At 53.8% G+C, this 17412-nt stretch carries 13 protein-coding genes; 6 read left to right on the top strand and 7 right to left on the bottom strand.

The window, feature by feature from the left end; translation table 11 throughout:
• Positions 1-6 precede the first annotated feature (6 nt).
• The 4 genes from BSZ31_RS06810 (at position 7) to BSZ31_RS06795 (ending at position 3493) form a co-directional block, all read left to right on the top strand.
• Positions 7-312, top strand: a complete 306-nt coding sequence (locus BSZ31_RS06810) for a putative quinol monooxygenase (RefSeq protein WP_105028107.1) — start codon at positions 7-9, stop codon at positions 310-312.
• A 110-nt stretch (positions 313-422) separates the two neighbouring features.
• The gene (locus tag BSZ31_RS06805; protein WP_105028106.1) at positions 423-1385 is read left to right on the top strand and encodes an LLM class oxidoreductase; all 963 of its coding nucleotides are present in this window, start codon (positions 423-425) and stop codon (positions 1383-1385) included.
• A gap of 47 nt (positions 1386-1432) precedes the next feature.
• Positions 1433-2455: a zinc-binding alcohol dehydrogenase family protein gene (locus BSZ31_RS06800; protein ID WP_105028105.1), complete on the top strand. Its 1023-nt coding sequence runs from the start codon at positions 1433-1435 to the stop codon at positions 2453-2455.
• A 48-nt stretch (positions 2456-2503) separates the two neighbouring features.
• On the top strand, positions 2504-3493 hold the full coding sequence (locus BSZ31_RS06795; protein ID WP_105028104.1) for a zinc-dependent alcohol dehydrogenase family protein: 990 nt from the start codon (positions 2504-2506) through the stop codon (positions 3491-3493).
• Here BSZ31_RS06795 and BSZ31_RS06790 read toward each other — a convergent pair.
• From BSZ31_RS06790 to BSZ31_RS06775, 4 genes are all read right to left on the bottom strand, one after another.
• Complete coding sequence (locus BSZ31_RS06790; RefSeq protein ID WP_206018557.1) at positions 3490-3798, bottom strand: glutathione S-transferase domain-containing protein; 309 nt, start codon at positions 3796-3798, stop codon at positions 3490-3492. The genes BSZ31_RS06795 and BSZ31_RS06790 overlap by 4 nt on opposite strands.
• A gap of 102 nt (positions 3799-3900) precedes the next feature.
• The gene (locus BSZ31_RS06785) at positions 3901-4326 is read right to left on the bottom strand and encodes a hypothetical protein (protein WP_105028103.1); all 426 of its coding nucleotides are present in this window, start codon (positions 4324-4326) and stop codon (positions 3901-3903) included.
• 227 nt (positions 4327-4553) lie between these two features.
• Positions 4554-5045: a single-stranded DNA-binding protein gene (gene ssb / locus BSZ31_RS06780; RefSeq protein ID WP_105028102.1), complete on the bottom strand. Its 492-nt coding sequence runs from the start codon at positions 5043-5045 to the stop codon at positions 4554-4556.
• Positions 5046-5137: 92 nt separating this feature from the next.
• A complete protein-coding gene (locus tag BSZ31_RS06775; RefSeq protein WP_105028101.1) occupies positions 5138-6415 on the bottom strand; it encodes an MFS transporter in 1278 nt (425 codons plus the stop codon).
• Between the two features lie 102 nt (positions 6416-6517).
• Between BSZ31_RS06775 and uvrA the strand changes: the two genes are divergently transcribed.
• Entirely contained in the window at positions 6518-9400 is a 2883-nt protein-coding gene (gene uvrA, locus BSZ31_RS06770; RefSeq protein WP_105028100.1) for an excinuclease ABC subunit UvrA, read from the top strand.
• Here the strand turns inward: uvrA and BSZ31_RS06765 are convergent, their stop codons facing one another.
• Positions 9401-10024 (bottom strand): hypothetical protein, encoded by a 624-nt coding sequence (locus BSZ31_RS06765; RefSeq protein WP_105028099.1) that lies wholly within the window; start codon positions 10022-10024, stop codon positions 9401-9403.
• 123 nt (positions 10025-10147) lie between these two features.
• On the opposite strand from BSZ31_RS06765, the gene BSZ31_RS06760 reads away from it, so the two are divergent.
• Complete coding sequence (locus tag BSZ31_RS06760; protein WP_105028098.1) at positions 10148-11044, top strand: mechanosensitive ion channel family protein; 897 nt, start codon at positions 10148-10150, stop codon at positions 11042-11044.
• Between the two features lie 121 nt (positions 11045-11165).
• Here the strand turns inward: BSZ31_RS06760 and BSZ31_RS06755 are convergent, their stop codons facing one another.
• Together BSZ31_RS06755 and BSZ31_RS06750 are read right to left on the bottom strand one after the other, a co-directional pair.
• Positions 11166-12653: a glutamate synthase subunit beta gene (locus tag BSZ31_RS06755; RefSeq protein WP_105028097.1), complete on the bottom strand. Its 1488-nt coding sequence runs from the start codon at positions 12651-12653 to the stop codon at positions 11166-11168.
• A 29-nt stretch (positions 12654-12682) separates the two neighbouring features.
• On the bottom strand, positions 12683-17410 hold the full coding sequence (locus BSZ31_RS06750) for a glutamate synthase-related protein (RefSeq protein WP_105028096.1): 4728 nt from the start codon (positions 17408-17410) through the stop codon (positions 12683-12685).
• Positions 17411-17412: the final 2 nt, after the last annotated feature.

Below are 17412 nucleotides of genomic sequence, written 5' to 3'. Positions count from 1 at the left end.
GCAATCATGAGCAAGAAGTTAGCCCTGTATGTACGTCTGCACGCCAAGCCAGGCAAGGAAGCAGCATTAGAAGCATTTCTTAAATCCGCACTGCCACTAGTGGAAAACGAGCCGGAAACCGCTACCTGGTACGCACTCAAATTCGGGCCTGCAACCTTTGGCATTTTTGACACCTTTATGGATGAACATGGTCGACAAGCACATTTGACCGGGAAAATCGCTGAGGCACTAATGGCAAATGCTACAGACTTGCTGGCTGAGATGCCGGTGATCGAAACCGTGGATTTACTGGCAGTCAAAGGCCAGGCTTAAATCAGTTTTTGGCTAAGTAGATAGCTCCTCCCCCTAGCTATTTCGGGCCTATGCTGGCACATCACCTTCCTCCCTTTTGTGGATGTGCCAGTTTTTTCTTATAGAGCAGAATGTATAACCCTAATCCAAATCAATCGCCGACAGGCAACCGTGGCTGGCAGCGTGCATTCCAACGTGGCAAACTCACGCTGGGCATCATGTTCCCGATCGAGGCCTTCGAGCGCGACCAACCGACCATGCACAACCAGGTAGCGCTGGCACAGTTTGCCGAAAAAGCCGGTTTTGCCAGCTTGGGCTTTCGCGATGTGCCGCTGCGCGATCCGAATTTTGGCGATGTCGGCCAGGTATTCGACCCGTGGGCTTATCTCGGTTATATGGCCGCGCAGACCACAGAAATCGCGCTGCTTACGGCTTCCATCATCCTGCCGTTGCGCCACCCGATTCATATCGCCAAGGCCGCCGCCAGCATAGACCAGTTGTCCAATGGCCGCTTGCTGCTGGGCATTGCTACGGGCGATAGGATGGTGGAGTTCCCGGCCTTCAACGTGGATTTTGAGTCGCGCGGTGTGATGTTTCGCAAAGAGGTCGAGTTGCTCAAAATTTATTGGTCAGAGTTCTTCCCGCAAGTCAGCAGCGGCTTCGGCCATCTGCAAGGTGCCGATGTCATTCCCAAGCCTGTAGCTTCGCATGTGCCCTTGCTCGTCACCGGCCATAGCCAGCAGGATTTGGGCTGGATCGCGCGCAACGCCGACGGCTGGATGAGCTACCCGCGCAGCATAGAGGCCCAAGAGCAGATCGTCCAGCGCTGGCGCGATACGGTAGAAGCCGAATTGCCGGGGCAGTACAAACCATTCACGCAGTCTTATTTTATTGATCTTGCCGATAACCCGAACGAAGCACCAACGCCTATTCATCTGGGTCACCGACTCGGCAGGAATGCGCTGCTGGTGCATCTGCGAGCGAGCAAGCGTATCGGCGTGGATCACCTGATATTCAATGTCAAATACGGCAAACGTCCGGCCGGTGAGGTGTTGCAGGAGTTGGCTGAGTTTGTTTTACCGGAATTTATATGAAGTTGTAGCGCAGGCAACTCCGCCTGCGCTAAAAAATAGGAGCCACAATGAAAGCTGTTGCATTAACCAGGTATTTACCTATCAGCGATCCTGAATCGCTGATAGATGTCGAATTGCCCAGCCCCGTCGCTACCGGTCGCGACCTGCTGGTGCGTGTACATGCCATCGCCGTTAACCCGGTCGATACCAAGGTGCGCAAGCCCAAGGATAAAGTAGAAGCTACGCCCAAAATACTGGGCTGGGATGCCGCTGGTGAAGTCGTCGAAGCCGGGCCAGATTGCACGCTGTTCAAGCCTGGCGACAAAGTGTTTTATGCGGGTGACATCACGCGCTCGGGCTGCAATGCCGAATACCAGCTCATGGATGAGCGCATCGTCGGCCACATGCCACAGAGTTTGAATTACGAGCAAGCAGCAGCTTTGCCACTGACTGCGGTGACCGCCTGGGAGGCACTATTCGACCGGCTAGGGATTGCGCTTGATATAGCGCAGAACCGCAATAAGAGCCTGCTCATCATAGGTGGTGCGGGCGGCGTGGGTTCGATTGCCATCCAACTCGCGAACAAACTGGCCGGATTGACCGTGGTAGCCACGGCATCACGGCCTGAGACCGTGCAGTGGGTGCAGGAATTAGGCGCACAGCACGTTATCAATCATAAGCATGATCTGGTGACGCAAATGCGCGAAATCGGCATTCCCCAACCAGACTATATTTTCTGCTGCAACGATACCGATCACTATTTTGCTGTCATGGCCGAACTCATCAAGCCGCAAGGCAAGATTTGCTCGATTGTGGAAACCGCAGAGCCGGTGGACCTCAATCTGCTCAAGAATAAAAGCGCGACGTTCGCATGGGAGCTGATGTTTACACGCTCCATGTTTCAGACCGCCGACATGACAGAACAGCACCATATCCTGGATCGCATAGGCAAGCTGGTGGATGAGGGTGTGCTGAAGACCACGCTCAATGAAAGCCTATCACCCATCAATGCTGCCAATCTGCGTAAGGCGCACGCTCAGCTCGAAGCAGGTGGCACCATAGGCAAGATTGTGCTGAGCGGTTGGCATTAAATTATAGATAGTATTTTCACACTTTTTTAACATCATCAGGAGATAAAAATGTCACGTGTCGTCAGATTCCACCAAACCGGTGGACCAGAAGTATTACAGATAGCAGATGAACAAGTCGCCGCACCAGGCAAGGGTGAAGTGCAGATCAAAGTGCATGCCATCGGACTCAATCGTGCCGAAGTCATGTTCCGCAATGGTCAGTATCTGGAAGCACCGCAACTGCCAGCGAGGCTGGGCTATGAGGCGGCGGGTACTATAGCCGGAGTAGGTGAGGACGTTACCGAGTTCCAAATTGGTGATGCGGTCAGCACTGTTCCGGCGTTCTCGCAGAATCAGTATGGCGTGTGTGGTGAGTTGGCGAATGTGCCCGCATTTGCCGTGGTCAAGCATCCACCATCACTTTCCTGGCCGGAGGCTTCCGCCATCTGGATGCAATATATGACTGCCTACGGCGCATTGGTGGAGTTTGCCGATACCAAAGTCGGTGAGTTTGTGCTGATTCCGGCGGCATCAAGCAGCGTGGGTGTGGCAGCCATACAAATCGCCAATATGCTGGGTGCCATACCGATTGCGCTCACGCGCCACAGCAACAAGCGCCAGACATTGCTGGACGAGGGTGCGAAGCATGTGATTGCAACGGAAGAACAGGATTTGGTGGCTGAAGTGAATCGCATCACCAGCAACAAAGGCGTGCGCGTGGTGTTTGATCCCGTAGCTGGCCCGACCATCAACAAGCTGGCTGAAGCCACCGCGCAAAGTGGCATAATTTTTCAATATGGCGCCCTAAGTACAGAGCCGACGCCATTGCCGCTGTTCCCCGTGCTCGCCAAGCAATTAACCATACGCGGGTATACCCTATTTGAAATCAGCACCCATCCTGAACGCATGGCACGCGCCAAAGCCTTCATTGTGCAAGGGTTGACTGAAGGCAAGCTGAAACCGCTGGTGGCCAAAACCTTTCCGCTAGCGCAGATTGTCGAAGCACACCGCTATATGGAATCCAACCAGCAGATCGGCAAGATTGTGCTGACTGTTTAGCCGCTATTGCCATCTGCGTAAGCGGCTATGAAGCTTTCACGGGTTTGCAATCTGCGCCAAAAGTAATCGAGATACTCAAAACGCTCATCGAGCGGCGTTTGGTTGCTCGGAAATTTGGAAAATGCAATGGCCGTGCACAAGGTAATGTCAGCAAAAGTTGGCTGCTTGCCGCCCAGCAGCCATTCGCGACCATCGGCCAGATGCTGATTTACCAGGCTGGCATGCGCCAATGCTTCCTTGCGGCAATGTTCGCCCCATTGCGGGTTGCTGGTAAGTTCTATCTTCAGGCCCAGCCCTTGATGCATTGACCTGCCCGGGAATTTCCTACCACTGAGAACTTAACTTTCTGGTCTCGGTTGGTAAATCGTTTTGCAATCCTGCCACAAATTCATTCGGGGTCAGGTAGTTCAAACTGGAATGCGGTCGGACCGCATGTCATCAAGGGGCATCGAGCCGAGATAGACATCGTAAAAAAAAGAGAAAAATTGACAAACAGTCGTCAATCGTTGATTGAAGGTGTTGGGTGTAATTGAGAGCTTTTTTACCTTACGACCCTTAGATTGATCTCGCCGTAGACACTCTAAAAGCCCACCACGAAGCTCAGCTTCAGTGGAGCCTTTACCGGAGGAAATCCTTTCCCAAAGATCGATACGTTCCCTATTCGACCACTGATATAAAAATGACAACTCACGAAGGTTCCTTACCAACGTGTTCCGCCCATTAGCCCTCCGCGCCAACACGAACTCATTAGCTAAAGTAATGGGAAGCCCTTCATCGTCCAATAGGATCGGTAACTGGTCACCAGAAGGATGATCTACCACTACAACTTTCATGCTGAATCCTTTTCTTTACGCAAATCTACATATCAATTTTTATCTTGTCAAAATAACAAATGTATCGATTCTTAAAATGACATTTATTGAAGATACAAAGGAGTAAAAAAAAACCGTCAAATTCTTTACAGAATTTGACGGCATATTTACCCACTAAAATACAATTAAAACAACTACTTAAAACACGATTTCGTTAAAAATGTTTTACAACAATTCTTTTATCCCAATCAGAAGGGGATGTCGTCATCCAGATCAGCCACACTTTGTGGAGCAGAACGCTGCGGCGAAGGTGCTGAAGAGCGCATGCCGCCAGAGCTGCGGCTAGGTGCAGGTGACTGGTCAAAATCATCACTGCCGCCCATGGAAGAACCACCGCCGCCACTTTCACGGCCACCCAGCAATTGCATTTGATCCGCAATAATTTCCGTGGTGTATTTGTCCACGCCCGACTGGTCTTGCCACTTGCGTGTTTTCAAACGACCTTCGATATACACCGAGCGGCCTTTCTTGCAGTACTCGCCTGCAATTTCCGCCAGGCGACCATAAATCACCACCCGGTGCCATTCAGTCTCTTCACGCTTCTCGCCTGTGTTTTTGTCTTTCCAGCTGCTGGATGTGGCCAAGGCCAGGTTCACCACTGCACCGCCATCGGGCAGGTAACGCACGTCGGGGTCTTTGCCCAAATTACCAACCAGAATTACTTTGTTTACTGAGGCCATGGAATGAATTGCTCCTTAAATTCTTGAATACCTAATGAAATGCCTTTGAGCGGGACCCGTGACTGCCGCGCCGAGTTGGGTGCCGGGTGCAACTAAAGAGGACTTGCCGAGCCATCAGCAGGAGTCCGAACAGGGACCACTGCGGATGCGCGTGGGGGCAGCGCTTTAATTCCCATTGCCAACAATAACCACACAACCACGAGCAACAACGCACCCTCAAACACACCTTGCGCGCCCAGGTGGCGAAACGCAAGCCCGCCCAAAGCGCCACCTGCAAAAAGCCCCAATGCCTGAGAAGTATTATATACACCCAGGGCCAAACCCCGGTGACTGAGCGGTGCCACTCGTGACACCCACGAGGGAAGGGTAGCCTCCAGCAAATTAAAACCGACAAAGTAGGCCAGCAACAGCAAAACCAGCACCCAACCCTGGTTGGAGAACAATACGAAGCCCAGTAATACCGCTCCCATCAGGCCGATTGAACCCAACTTGACCTGCTTGGTTTTCGCTTTTTTCTCGGCCCACACCATCAATGGCACCATAAGCACAAACGAGCCCAGCACCACTGGCAAGTACACTTTCCAATGTTCAGCCAACGGCAATTCAAGGCCACTGAGCAGCAGGCTGGGCACCACCACAAAAAGAGACATTTGCGTTAGATGCAGGGTAAAAATACCCAGGTTCAAGCGCAACAAGTCGGGCTGGGTCAGTACGGCCCAGCCATCGGCAAAACTGCCTTTGAGTTTGGCTTCCTGATCCACCAAATTCGGTGTGGGCAGCAAGAAAATCACTACACCAATGCCCAGAATACTCAGTACACCTGTCATGGCAAACAGCCCACTCAAACCGAAAAACTTGTATAAAACCGGTGAAAACACGAGCGACAAGGCAAAAGTAACACCAATCGATGCACCGATCATGGCCATGCCCTTGGAGCGCACCTCGTCGCGGGTAACATCGGCCAGCAAAGCCGACAGGGCTGCCGAGATGGCGCCTGCGCCCTGCAAGGCGCGAGCCCACACCAACTGCTCAACCGTTTCAGCCACATAGCCCAACCAACAGCCAACTGCAAACAGCAACAGGCCACCCACGATAATTGGTTTTCTGCCCAGCTTGTCAGAAGCCCAGCCCAGGGGAATTTGCATACAGGCCTGAGCAAGGCCGTAAATTCCCATGGCCAGCCCCACCAAGCTCAAATTATCGCCGCCGGGCATGCCGGTGGCATGCAATGAAAACACCGGCAGAATCATGAACATGCCAAACATGCGCAATGCATAAATGCTGGCCAGCCACCCGGCAGCCTTGCGCTCGGCGGGCAGCATTTTGAAAGCATCGGGGGCTGCGGTGTGACTCACGGTCTTGCGGCTCATGTTTGATTGAAATTCAAGGGCTTGAACCACCCTCGCAGATGTCTTATTCCGGGAAACCGTCTATAGTATCAGGTTGGCCGCTGATTCCATTTGCTGTACCGCATGAACTCCATTCGCATTCGTGGCGCTAGAACCCACAACCTGAAAAACATTTCGCTCGACTTGCCCCGCGACTCGCTTGTGGTGCTGACTGGGCTGTCGGGCTCTGGAAAATCCAGCCTGGCGTTTGACACCTTGTATGCCGAGGGCCAACGCCGGTATGTGGAAAGTTTGTCCGCCTACGCCCGCCAGTTTCTTCAACTCATGGAGAAGCCCGATGTGGACTTGATCGAGGGCCTCTCCCCGGCTATCTCAATCGAACAGAAGGCCACCAGCCACAACCCGCGTTCCACTGTGGGCACAGTAACTGAAATTCACGATTATCTGCGGCTGTTGTTTGCCCGTGCAGGCACACCCCGCTGCCCTGAACATGACATGGAACTGAGTGTTCAAACAGTTTCAGAAATGGTGGACACCGTGCTGGCCTGGCCTGAGGAGGCGCGCATCATGATTTTGGCGCCGGTGCTGAACCAGCGCAAAGGCGAACATGTGGATTTGCTCAACGACCTGCGCGCGCAGGGCTTCGTGCGCATTCGCCTGAAAAAGGGCCCGCAAGACGCACCGGAAATTCTGGAACTGGACAAACTCCCGCCGCTGGACAAACACCACAAGCACAATCTGGACGTGGTGGTTGATCGCCTGAAAGTGCGCGTGGATGCCCGCCAGCGCCTTGCGGAAAGTTTCGAGACCGCATTGCGCTTGAGTGACGGCAAGGCTGTTGCGGTGAACCTGGACACCAACACTGAAACTGTGTTCTCGAGCAAATTTGCCTGCCCGGTGTGTGACTACAGCCTGACCGAACTGGAACCACGTTTGTTCTCGTTCAACAACCCTGCAGGCGCCTGCCCGGTGTGTGATGGCCTGGGCCATGAAACCTTTTTCGACCCGTTGCGCGTGGTGGCCCACCCCGATATATCGCTGGCGGCGGGTGCAATCAGCGGATGGGATCGTCGTAACGCTCTGTACTACCAGATGATTCAAAGCCTGGCGGCGCATTATGGCTTCGACCCGGAATCGCCATGGAATGAGTTGCCGGAAGATGTACAGCAGGTGGTGCTCTACGGTTCTGGCAGCGAACAAATTACGTTCACCTATTTGAGTGAACGCAGCAAACCAGTGGCCAAAACCCATGCCTTTGAAGGCATATTGCCGAACCTCACGCGCCGCCATCGCGACACCGATTCCTCTGCGGTACGCGATGAGCTCGGCAAACTGATGGCGGTGCGAAGTTGCCAGGCCTGTCAGGGTTCTCGCCTGAAAACCGGTGCGCGCCACGTGTTCATCGGTGAACACGAACATCGCAAGGCCTTGCACCAGGTTACTGAACTGCCTATTCACAAAGCCTTGAGCTATTTTGAAACCCTGCAAATGCAGGGCGCAAAAGGCCAGATTGCAGAAAAAATTGTGGTCGAAATCAAGGCACGATTGCAGTTTTTGAACGATGTGGGGTTGAACTATTTAACGCTGAACCGCAGTGCAGATACGCTTAGCGGCGGCGAGAGCCAGCGCATTCGACTGGCCAGCCAAATTGGCTCGGGCCTGACCGGTGTGATGTATGTACTGGATGAACCCTCGATTGGTTTGCACCAACGCGACAACGACCGCCTGATACAAACCCTGTTGCGCCTGAAGAACTTGGGCAACACGGTGCTGGTGGTTGAACATGACGAGGATGCCATTCGCTGCGCCGATTATGTGGTGGACATGGGTCCGGGCGCTGGCGAGCACGGTGGCCAAGTGGTTGCACAAGGCACACCTGCTGAAATTCTGGCCAGCCCGGAATCACTGACAGGCCAGTACCTGAATGGCAAGCGAAAAATTGAACGCTTAAGCCCACTGCGCACACCCGACCCAACGCGCATGCTGACCATTCACCATGCCACCGGCAATAACCTGAAAGATGTCACTGCAAGCATTCCGGTGGGTTTGTTTGTGTGTGTGACGGGTGTTTCAGGTTCAGGCAAATCAACCCTGATCAACGACACTTTGTTGGCCGAGGCTGCGCATCAACTCAATCGTGCGCACAAGGAAGGCGCACCACACAGCCACATCAGCGGGCTTGAACATTTCGACAAAGTCATTGCAGTCGACCAAAGCCCGATTGGCCGCACACCCCGAAGCAACCCAGCCACTTACACAGGGTTGTTCACACCCATTCGTGAATTGTTTGCGGGTGTACCTGCAGCACGTGAGCGCGGCTACGATGTGGGCCGCTTCTCGTTTAACGTAAAAGGTGGGCGCTGTGAAGCCTGCCAGGGCGATGGCGTTGTGAAGGTAGAAATGCACTTTTTACCCGACCTGTATGTGCCTTGCGATGTATGCCATGGCAAACGCTACAACCGGGAAACACTGGAAATTTTGTACCGTGGAAAAAGCATAGCCGAAATCTTAGAGCTAACCGTAGAGCAGGCCCTGGAAGTCTTCTCGGCCGTACCCAATATTGCACGCAAACTGCAAACCCTGATTGATGTGGGTTTGGGTTACATTCGCCTCGGACAGTCGGCCACGACACTGTCGGGCGGTGAAGCGCAACGGGTCAAGTTGTCTCTTGAGCTGTCGAAACGCGACACCGGAAAAACCTTGTACATACTGGACGAGCCCACCACTGGCCTGCATTTTCATGACATTGCCATGTTGCTGAAAGTATTGAACCCGCTGGTTGAACAAGGCAATACCGTGCTGGTGATTGAGCACAATCTGGACGTGATTAAATGCGCAGACTGGGTGCTGGACATGGGCCCAGAAGGTGGCGACAACGGCGGCATGCTGATTGCTGAAGGCACACCCATGGACATTGCAAAAAATGCAAACAGCCACACCGGAAAATTTTTGGCCCGCTTTTACAACGACGAGTCTGACAAAGCACAACGCGCCAATGGCTTGTAATCAAGCAACGCCTTTGGCTGCGTCCAACAATTCAAGGCCACGGGCAAGATCGCTCCGAGCCTGCTGATTGGCGGGTTCGCTTCGTACTCTGTAGGTCAAATTGTCGACCAGCGCCTCGAGTGGAATAACATTGACTCCCCCGTGCATCTGCCGGCGTTCAAAACCCCGACCAGCCATGCTGTTTTTGGCGGGCACTACATCCACTACCAGTGATTCATGCCCCTGCCCTGCCCAGCTTAGGCTTTCGGTGTTGCCAGGCTCTGATTTAAACCCAAGTTGGCTTAAACCCTGGTGATCAAGATCGGACAAACGGTCCATGCCCGAGGGGCTCACCACCACATCCAGATCATTGGGTCTGCGTGCGGTTGCGTCTGTAATCGATCGATGATGAAGCGCCAAGGCGACACTTCCTCCGATTGCATACTCGCTGGCACTGCCAAACAGTTCATTCAAACCCAACAGTAATTTGCCTGCATCGGGCGTGTTCAAAATTTCAGCCAAGGCAGCGCTAATGGCTGGCGGCTGTTTGTTCAAGACTTGTGGGTCGACGGGCAAACCATGGCTGGTGCGCACAAGGCTAGGTACAGGCACATCGATGCTCAGATTAAGTGAAGGTGGTCTCATGACTGTTGGCTGCACGTTTGAAGGACTACTGAGTAGCTACATCATGGCGAGAGTTCCGGGCTGAAACCGGGTCATTTTTTCAGTCATGTACAATAGGTGGCTCTTTTTAGCAGTGGGAGCACCATGAACGAACAACTCGAAACCCTATTCAAATACATCGAACCAGCCAAGCTGCTGGACCTTGGTTTGCAAGCCGCAAAATTTTTTCTGGTCATCGTAGTTGCCCTGATTGTGTTGCGCTTGGTAAAAACGGCAATCGATCGCGTGGGTACACGCATGCAGGCACGCAGCAAAACGCTGGATGATCAAAAACGAATCGAAACCCTGATGCGCGTGCTGAAATACGTGGCCAATGTGGTCATTTTGCTGCTCGGCGCTTTGATTGCCTTGGGCACCATTGGTATATCCATTGCCCCTGTGCTGGCCGCTGCCGGTGTGGTGGGTTTGGCCGTTGGTTTTGGTGCACAAAGTTTGGTGAAAGATTACTTCACCGGTATTGTGCTGCTGATCGAAAACCAGATTCGCGCCGGCGACTTCATTGAAGTGGGTGGCAAAAGCGGCACGGTCGAAAATGTAACCCTGCGATATGTGCGTTTGCGTGACGCACACGGCAATGTGCATTTTGTTCCAAACGGTCAGATTGATTCGGTGACCAACTCCACCATGGACTTTGCCTATGCAGTTGTTGATGTGGGCATCGCCTACAAAGAGGAAGTCGACGCAGCCATTCAGGTGATGCAAAAAGTGGGCACTGAATTGGCTGAAGACAAAGAGTGGGGAGCGAAGATTACCGAACCCATGTCGACCTTTGGTGTGCAAGAACTTGCCGATTCAGCCGTGATTGTTCGCGTGCGATTTAAAACGCTACCAGGCGAGCAATGGGGCGTGCGCCGTGAGTACAACAAGCGCATTAAGGCGGCGTTTGACAATGTTGGCATTGAAATTCCATTCCCGCATGTGACCATGTGTCCAAGTGGTGGAAGTGCTGTGGAGCTGCCAGCGCAGATCTCGTCGAGCTGAGTTTCAGAGCAAGGTGAGGTTTGTGTGCTGCGTCGACACAACCCACCGATGCACAACAAAAAGCCGCTGGTCGAAACCAGCGGCTTTTTTACGACTTATTTTATGACTTGGTAAATTCCGATTAACGCGGCAGTACAGTAGCGCCCATCAGGAACTCATCCACTTCACGTGCCGCCTGGCGACCTTCACGAATCGCCCACACCACCAAAGATTGACCACGGCGCATGTCGCCCGCAGCAAATACCTTGTCAACATTGGTACGGTAGCAGCCTTCGCCATCGGTGGTGGCTTTGGCATTGCCGCGGTTGTCTTTCTCAACACCGAAAGCATCCAAAATGCTTTTCGCAGGGTTGGTAAAGCCCATGGCAAACAGCACCAGGTCCGCATCGACCACGAACTCGGAACCTGCAATTTCCTGCATCTTCATCTGGCCGGTGGCTTCATCCTTCACCCATTCCACCTTGGCGCACTTGGCTGCTTTCACATTGCCTTTGCCATCGTCGATGAATTCTTTGGTGGTCACTGCCCAGTCGCGTGCCACGCCTTCTTCGTGGGAAGAAGAGGTGCGCATTTTCATGGGCCAGTATGGCCACACCAAAGGCTTGTTTTCCTCTTCGGGTGGCTGAGGCATCAATTCAATTTGCGTGACCTGCTTGGCACCATGGCGGTTGGATGTGCCAACACAGTCCGAGCCCGTGTCACCACCGCCAATCACCAGCACATTCTTCTTCGTGGCCATGATTTGGTCTTTCAACTTGTCACCAGCGTTCACACGGTTTTGCAACGGCAAGAATTCCATTGCAAAGTGAACACCCTTCAACTGGCGACCAGGAATTGGCAAGTCGCGCGGTACTTCTGAACCACCCGTTAAAATAACGGCGTCAAACTGAGCCATCAATTCTTTCGGTGTAATGGTTTCCTTGGCCAAATTGGTAATGCCACCCTCGGCCAGCTTTTCGCCCACAAACACACCGGTCTTGAAGGTGACGCCTTCGGCTTGCATTTGCTCTACACGGCGATCAATGTGGAATTTTTCCATCTTGAAGTCAGGAATGCCGTAACGCAGCAAACCACCAATGCGGTCGTTCTTCTCAAACACAGTGACATCGTGACCCACACGCGCCAACTGCTGCGCAGCGGCCATGCCTGCGGGGCCTGAACCCACCACAGCCACTTTCTTGCCGGTTTTCTGGGCGGGCACTTGCGGTACCACCCAGTTGTTTTCCCAGCCCTTGTCGATGATGGCGTGCTCAATGCTCTTGATACCCACGGGTTCTTCGTGAATACCCAGTGTGCACGCAGCCTCACAGGGCGCCGGGCAAATGCGGCCCGTGAACTCCGGAAAGTTGTTGGTGCTGTGCAAGGTGTGCAAAGCCGCCTTCCAGTCTTGCTTGTAAACAAGATCATTGAAGTCGGGGATGATGTTGTTCACCGGGCAGCCGTTGTTACAAAACGGAATGCCGCAATCCATACAACGTGCACCCTGAATTTTGGCTTCGTCGTCGTTCAATGTAATAACAAATTCTTTGTAGTGCTTGACGCGCTTTTCTGGAGCCTCGCTGGCTTCCTTCAAACGCTCAAACTCCATAAATCCTGTGACCTTTCCCATTTTTTAAATCCTCACTAACAGGTTGGTTCTCAAGCGGCCACGGCAGGTTTGGCCTGCGCTGCCACGTACAGTTCTTTCAGGGCGCGTCGGTATTCTGTCGGGAATACTTTCACGAACTTCTTGCGTTCAGTGCCCCAGTTTTCCAGTATTTCCTTGGCGCGTTCGCTGCCGGTGTAACGGGCATGGCGTTCGATCAGGCCTTTCAGAATCACCTCATCAGGCTGACGGTCTGCACCACGTGCGGGGCTGTGCCAAATCTCACGGTTGCCCAATGCTTCCTGTTCGGTTGCGGGCACCACTTCTTCCAGCTCAACCTGCGCCATGTTGCAACGCTTGGCAAACAGGCCGTCGATGTCGTACACATAAGCCATGCCACCGCTCATGCCCGCGGCAAAGTTGCGGCCGGTTTCACCCAGCACAACCACAGTACCGCCGGTCATGTATTCGCAACCGTGGTCGCCAGTGCCTTCAATTACAGCGGCTGCACCCGAGTTGCGCACGGCAAAACGCTCGCCCGCCACACCGCTCAGGAATGCTTCACCAGCAATTGCGCCGTACAACACGGTATTGCCCACAATCATGTTTTCTTCTGACAAACCGCGGAAGTCGTTGGTGGGGCGAACAATGATTCGACCGCCACTCAAGCCCTTTCCCACATAGTCGTTGCCTTCACCCACCAGGTCGGCTGTTACACCGTGCGCCAGGAATGCGCCGAATGATTGGCCGGCTGTGCCTGTGAACTGAATGTGAATGGTGTCGTCTGGCAAACCAGCGTGACCGTACTTCTTGGCCACTTCGCCGGACAACATGGCACCCGCAGTGCGGTTCACGTTCTTGATCGGTGTAATGAAAGAAACGCGCTCGCCCTTTTCCAAGGCTGGCTTGGCCAGTTGAATCAATTTCTGATCCAGTGCCTTGTCCAAACCGTGGTCCTGGCTGCCTGTGTGCAACAAAGGCTCTGTGGTGCCTTCAGGTACCCACAGCAAACGGCTGAAGTCCAGACCCTTGGCCTTCCAGTGGGTGATGCCTTTTTTCATGTCCAGCAAATTTGCGCGACCAATCAGGTCATCAAACTTGCGAATACCCAACTGCGCCATGATTTCGCGCACTTCGTTGGCCACGAAGAAGAAGTAGTTCACCACATGTTCTGGCTTGCCGGTGAACTTCTTGCGAAGTTCGGGGTTCTGTGTGGCAACACCCACTGGGCAGGTGTTCAAGTGACACTTGCGCATCATGATGCAACCTTCGACTACCAACGGTGCGGTGGCAAAGCCGAATTCGTCGGCACCCAACATGGCACCAATCACCACGTCGCGGCCGGTTTTCATTTGACCATCGACCTGCACGCGAATGCGACCACGCAAGCCGTTCAACACCAGAGTTTGCTGTGTTTCGGCCAAACCCAGTTCCCAGTTGGTACCAGCATGCTTGATGGAGGATACAGGCGATGCACCTGTACCGCCGTCTTGCCCGGCGATCACCAAGTGATCGGCCTTGGCTTTGGACACACCTGCTGCAATCGTGCCCACGCCTACTTCAGACACCAGCTTCACTGAAATGGAAGCCTGCGCATTCACGTTTTTCAAATCGTGAATAAGTTGGGCCAAATCTTCAATGGAGTAAATGTCGTGGTGCGGGGGCGGGGAAATCAGGCCCACGCCAGGCACGGAATAGCGCAGCTTGCCGATGTAATCTGATACCTTGCCACCGGGCAACTGACCGCCCTCGCCTGGCTTGGCACCTTGCGCCATTTTGATCTGGATTTGATCAGCGGAAGTCAGGTACTCGGCAGTTACGCCGAAACGGCCTGAAGCCACCTGCTTGATGCGTGAGCGCAGCGAATCGCCTTTCTTCAAGGGAAAGTCGGCAACCACGACATCGCCCAGTTCACTCTTGAGCGTGGCGCCTTCGCCAATCGGGCCAGTGCCTGGGCCAAACTTGTCCAGGCCGGCACGCAGCTCAGCGCTGTAACGCTTTTCATCCTCGCCACCTTCACCGGTGTTGCTCTTGCCGCCAATACGGTTCATGGCAACGGCCAGTGTTGAATGCGCCTCAGTCGAGATGGAACCCAGTGACATGGCACCGGTTGCAAATCGCTTCACGATTTCTTCAGCGGCTTCCACTTCTTCAATTGGAATGGCTTTGGAAGGATCGATCTTGAACTCGAACAATCCACGCAAGGTCATGTGGCGCTTGCTTTGATCATTGATGATCTGCGCGTATTCCTTGTAAGTGTTGTAAGTGCCGGAACGGGTGGCGTGCTGCAATTTCGCAATTGCATCGGGGGTCCACATGTGTTCTTCACCACGGGTACGCCAGGCGTATTCACCACCCGCATCCAGAGCACCTGCCAACACGGGGTCTGGGCTGAATGCAGCCTGGTGTACACGAATGGCTTCCTCGGCCACCTCGAATACGCCAATGCCTTCCACCTTGGTGGGGGTGCCTGCAAAGTAGGCATCGATAAATGCCTGGTTCAAACCCACGGCTTCGAAAATTTGCGCGCCGGTGTAGCTCATGTAGGTAGAAATGCCCATCTTGGACATCACTTTCATCAAGCCCTTGCCCACTGCCTTGATGTAGTTGTACACGGCTTTTTCCGGGCTCAGGTCGCCAGGCAAACCTTTGCTCATGTCGGCAATGGTTTCCATGGCCAGGTAGGGGTGCACTGCTTCAGCACCGTACCCGGCCAACAAAGCAAAATGGTGGGTTTCACGGGCAGACCCAGTTTCAACCACCAGGCCGGTGGAGGTGCGCAAGCCCACTTTCACCAAATGCTGGTGAATGGCAGACACGGCCAACAATGCCGGAATGGCCACGTTGTCACGGCTCATCATGCGGTCGGTGATGATCAGAATGTTCACACCCTGTTTCACGGCATCGCGGGCTTCGGCACACAGGGAAGCGATGCGCGCTTCAATGCCTTCCTTGCCCCAGGCCACTGGGTAACAAATGTTCAGTTCGTGGCTGGTGAATTTGCCGCCAGTGAAGGCTTCAATGTTGCGAATCTTCGCCATGTCTTTGGAAGTGAGCACAGGCTGTGACACTTCAAGACGCATGGGCGGATTAATGTTGTTCAAATCCAGCAGGTTTGGCTTGGGACCGATGAAGCTGTTCAAGCTCATCACCAGGTTTTCACGGATCGGGTCGATTGGTGGGTTGGTCACCTGCGCAAACAACTGCTTAAAGTAGTTGTACAGCGGCTTGAGCTTGTTGGACATCACCGCCAATGGGCTGTCGTTGCCCATGGAACCAGTGGCCTCTTCCCCGCTTTGCAGCATGGGGGCCATCAGGAATTTGAGGTCTTCCTGGGTGTAACCAAATGCTTGCTGGCGATCCAGCAAAGTTTCATTGGGTTCGATGGGCTCAGGCTGCCCTTCCACTTCATCCAGCTTCACACGAATGGTATCAATCCACTGCTTGTAAGGCTTGGCGGCGCTAAGCTGGTTCTTCAACTCGTCGTCGTTAATAATGCGGCCAGCTTCCATGTCGATCAGGAACATTTTGCCGGGCTGCAGGCGCCACTTCTTCACAATCTTGCTTTCTGGAATTGGCAATGTGCCAGATTCAGAAGCCATCACAACCAAATCGTCTTCGGTCACGATGTAACGCGCTGGGCGCAAGCCGTTGCGGTCAAGCGTGGCACCAATCTGCTTGCCATCGGTGAAGGCCATGGCGGCAGGACCGTCCCAGGGTTCCATCATGGCGGCATGGTACTCATAGAAGGCACGGCGATTGTCGTCCATCAAGGTGTGCTGCTCCCACGCTTCCGGCACCATCATCATCATGGCTTGGGCAATCGGGTAGCCCGCCATCACCAGCAGCTCCAGACAGTTGTCGAAACAGGCTGTGTCGGATTGACCTTCGAAAATCAGGGGGTACAGCTTTTGCAGATCGTCGCCCAACACGGCGCTCTTCATCACGCCTTCGCGTGCGCGCATCCAGTTGAAGTTGCCTTTTACGGTGTTGATTTCACCGTTGTGCGCCAACATGCGGTAGGGGTGAGCCAGTGGCCACTCGGGGAAGGTGTTGGTTGAAAAGCGCTGGTGAACCAGTGCCAAGGCAGACACGCAACGCGCATCTTTCAGGTCGAGGTAGTATTCGCCAACCTGGTTGGCCAACAACAGGCCTTTGTACACAATAGTACGGGCGCTCATGGAAGGGCTGAAGTATTCAGTGCCGTGCGCCAAGTTCAGGTTCTTGATGGCGTGCACTGCGCGCTTGCGAATCACATACAGTTTGCGTTCCAGCGCATCGGTCACCATGATGTCGCGGCCACGGCCTACAAACACCTGGCGAATCACGGGTTCTTTCAAACGCACAGTGGGGCTCATGGGCATGTCTGCATTCACCGGCACATCGCGCCAGCCCAACAGTACCTGGCCTTCGGCTTTCACAGCGCGCTCAATTTCCTGCTCGCAGGCAATGCGTGATGCTGTTTCTTTGGGCAAGAACAACATACCCACGCCGTATTCACCGGCGGGTGGCAGTGTTACGCCCTGCTTGGCCATTTCTTCACGGAAGAAGGCATCGGGAATCTGAATCAGGATACCGGCACCGTCGCCCATCAATGGGTCGGCACCCACGGCACCACGGTGGTCCAGGTTTTCCAGAATTTTCAAGCCGCCCGCAATAATGTCGTGCGTACGCTTGCCTTTGATGTGCGCCACAAAGCCAACGCCACAGGCGTCGTGTTCATTGCTGGCGGAGTACATGCCTTTTTCTTCGGCAATCTTTCTGATGTCTTGGTGTTGCATGG

The sequence above is a fragment of the Limnobacter sp. SAORIC-690 genome, from assembly GCF_002954425.1.
Classification (GTDB): Bacteria; Pseudomonadota; Gammaproteobacteria; order Burkholderiales; family Burkholderiaceae_B; genus Limnobacter; species Limnobacter profundi.
Note: the sequence above shows the minus strand (reverse complement) of the source record. Positions and strands in the feature narration are given on the sequence as shown.

Excerpts from the sequence above, each read along its gene's own strand:
- BSZ31_RS06810 (WP_105028107.1), top strand. The coding sequence starts at position 7 with ATGAGCAAGAAGTTAGCCCTGTATGTACGTCTGCACGCCAAGCCAGGC.
- BSZ31_RS06805 (WP_105028106.1), top strand. The coding sequence starts at position 423 with ATGTATAACCCTAATCCAAATCAATCGCCGACAGGCAACCGTGGCTGG.
- BSZ31_RS06800 (WP_105028105.1), top strand. The coding sequence starts at position 1,433 with ATGAAAGCTGTTGCATTAACCAGGTATTTACCTATCAGCGATCCTGAA.
- BSZ31_RS06795 (WP_105028104.1), top strand. The coding sequence starts at position 2,504 with ATGTCACGTGTCGTCAGATTCCACCAAACCGGTGGACCAGAAGTATTA.
- BSZ31_RS06790 (WP_206018557.1), bottom strand. The coding sequence starts at position 3,798 with ATGCATCAAGGGCTGGGCCTGAAGATAGAACTTACCAGCAACCCGCAA.
- BSZ31_RS06785 (WP_105028103.1), bottom strand. The coding sequence starts at position 4,326 with ATGAAAGTTGTAGTGGTAGATCATCCTTCTGGTGACCAGTTACCGATC.
- ssb (WP_105028102.1), bottom strand. The coding sequence starts at position 5,045 with ATGGCCTCAGTAAACAAAGTAATTCTGGTTGGTAATTTGGGCAAAGAC.
- BSZ31_RS06775 (WP_105028101.1), bottom strand. The coding sequence starts at position 6,415 with ATGAGCCGCAAGACCGTGAGTCACACCGCAGCCCCCGATGCTTTCAAA.
- uvrA (WP_105028100.1), top strand. The coding sequence starts at position 6,518 with ATGAACTCCATTCGCATTCGTGGCGCTAGAACCCACAACCTGAAAAAC.
- BSZ31_RS06765 (WP_105028099.1), bottom strand. The coding sequence starts at position 10,024 with ATGAGACCACCTTCACTTAATCTGAGCATCGATGTGCCTGTACCTAGC.
- BSZ31_RS06760 (WP_105028098.1), top strand. The coding sequence starts at position 10,148 with ATGAACGAACAACTCGAAACCCTATTCAAATACATCGAACCAGCCAAG.
- BSZ31_RS06755 (WP_105028097.1), bottom strand. The coding sequence starts at position 12,653 with ATGGGAAAGGTCACAGGATTTATGGAGTTTGAGCGTTTGAAGGAAGCC.
- BSZ31_RS06750 (WP_105028096.1), bottom strand. The coding sequence starts at position 17,410 with ATGCAACACCAAGACATCAGAAAGATTGCCGAAGAAAAAGGCATGTAC.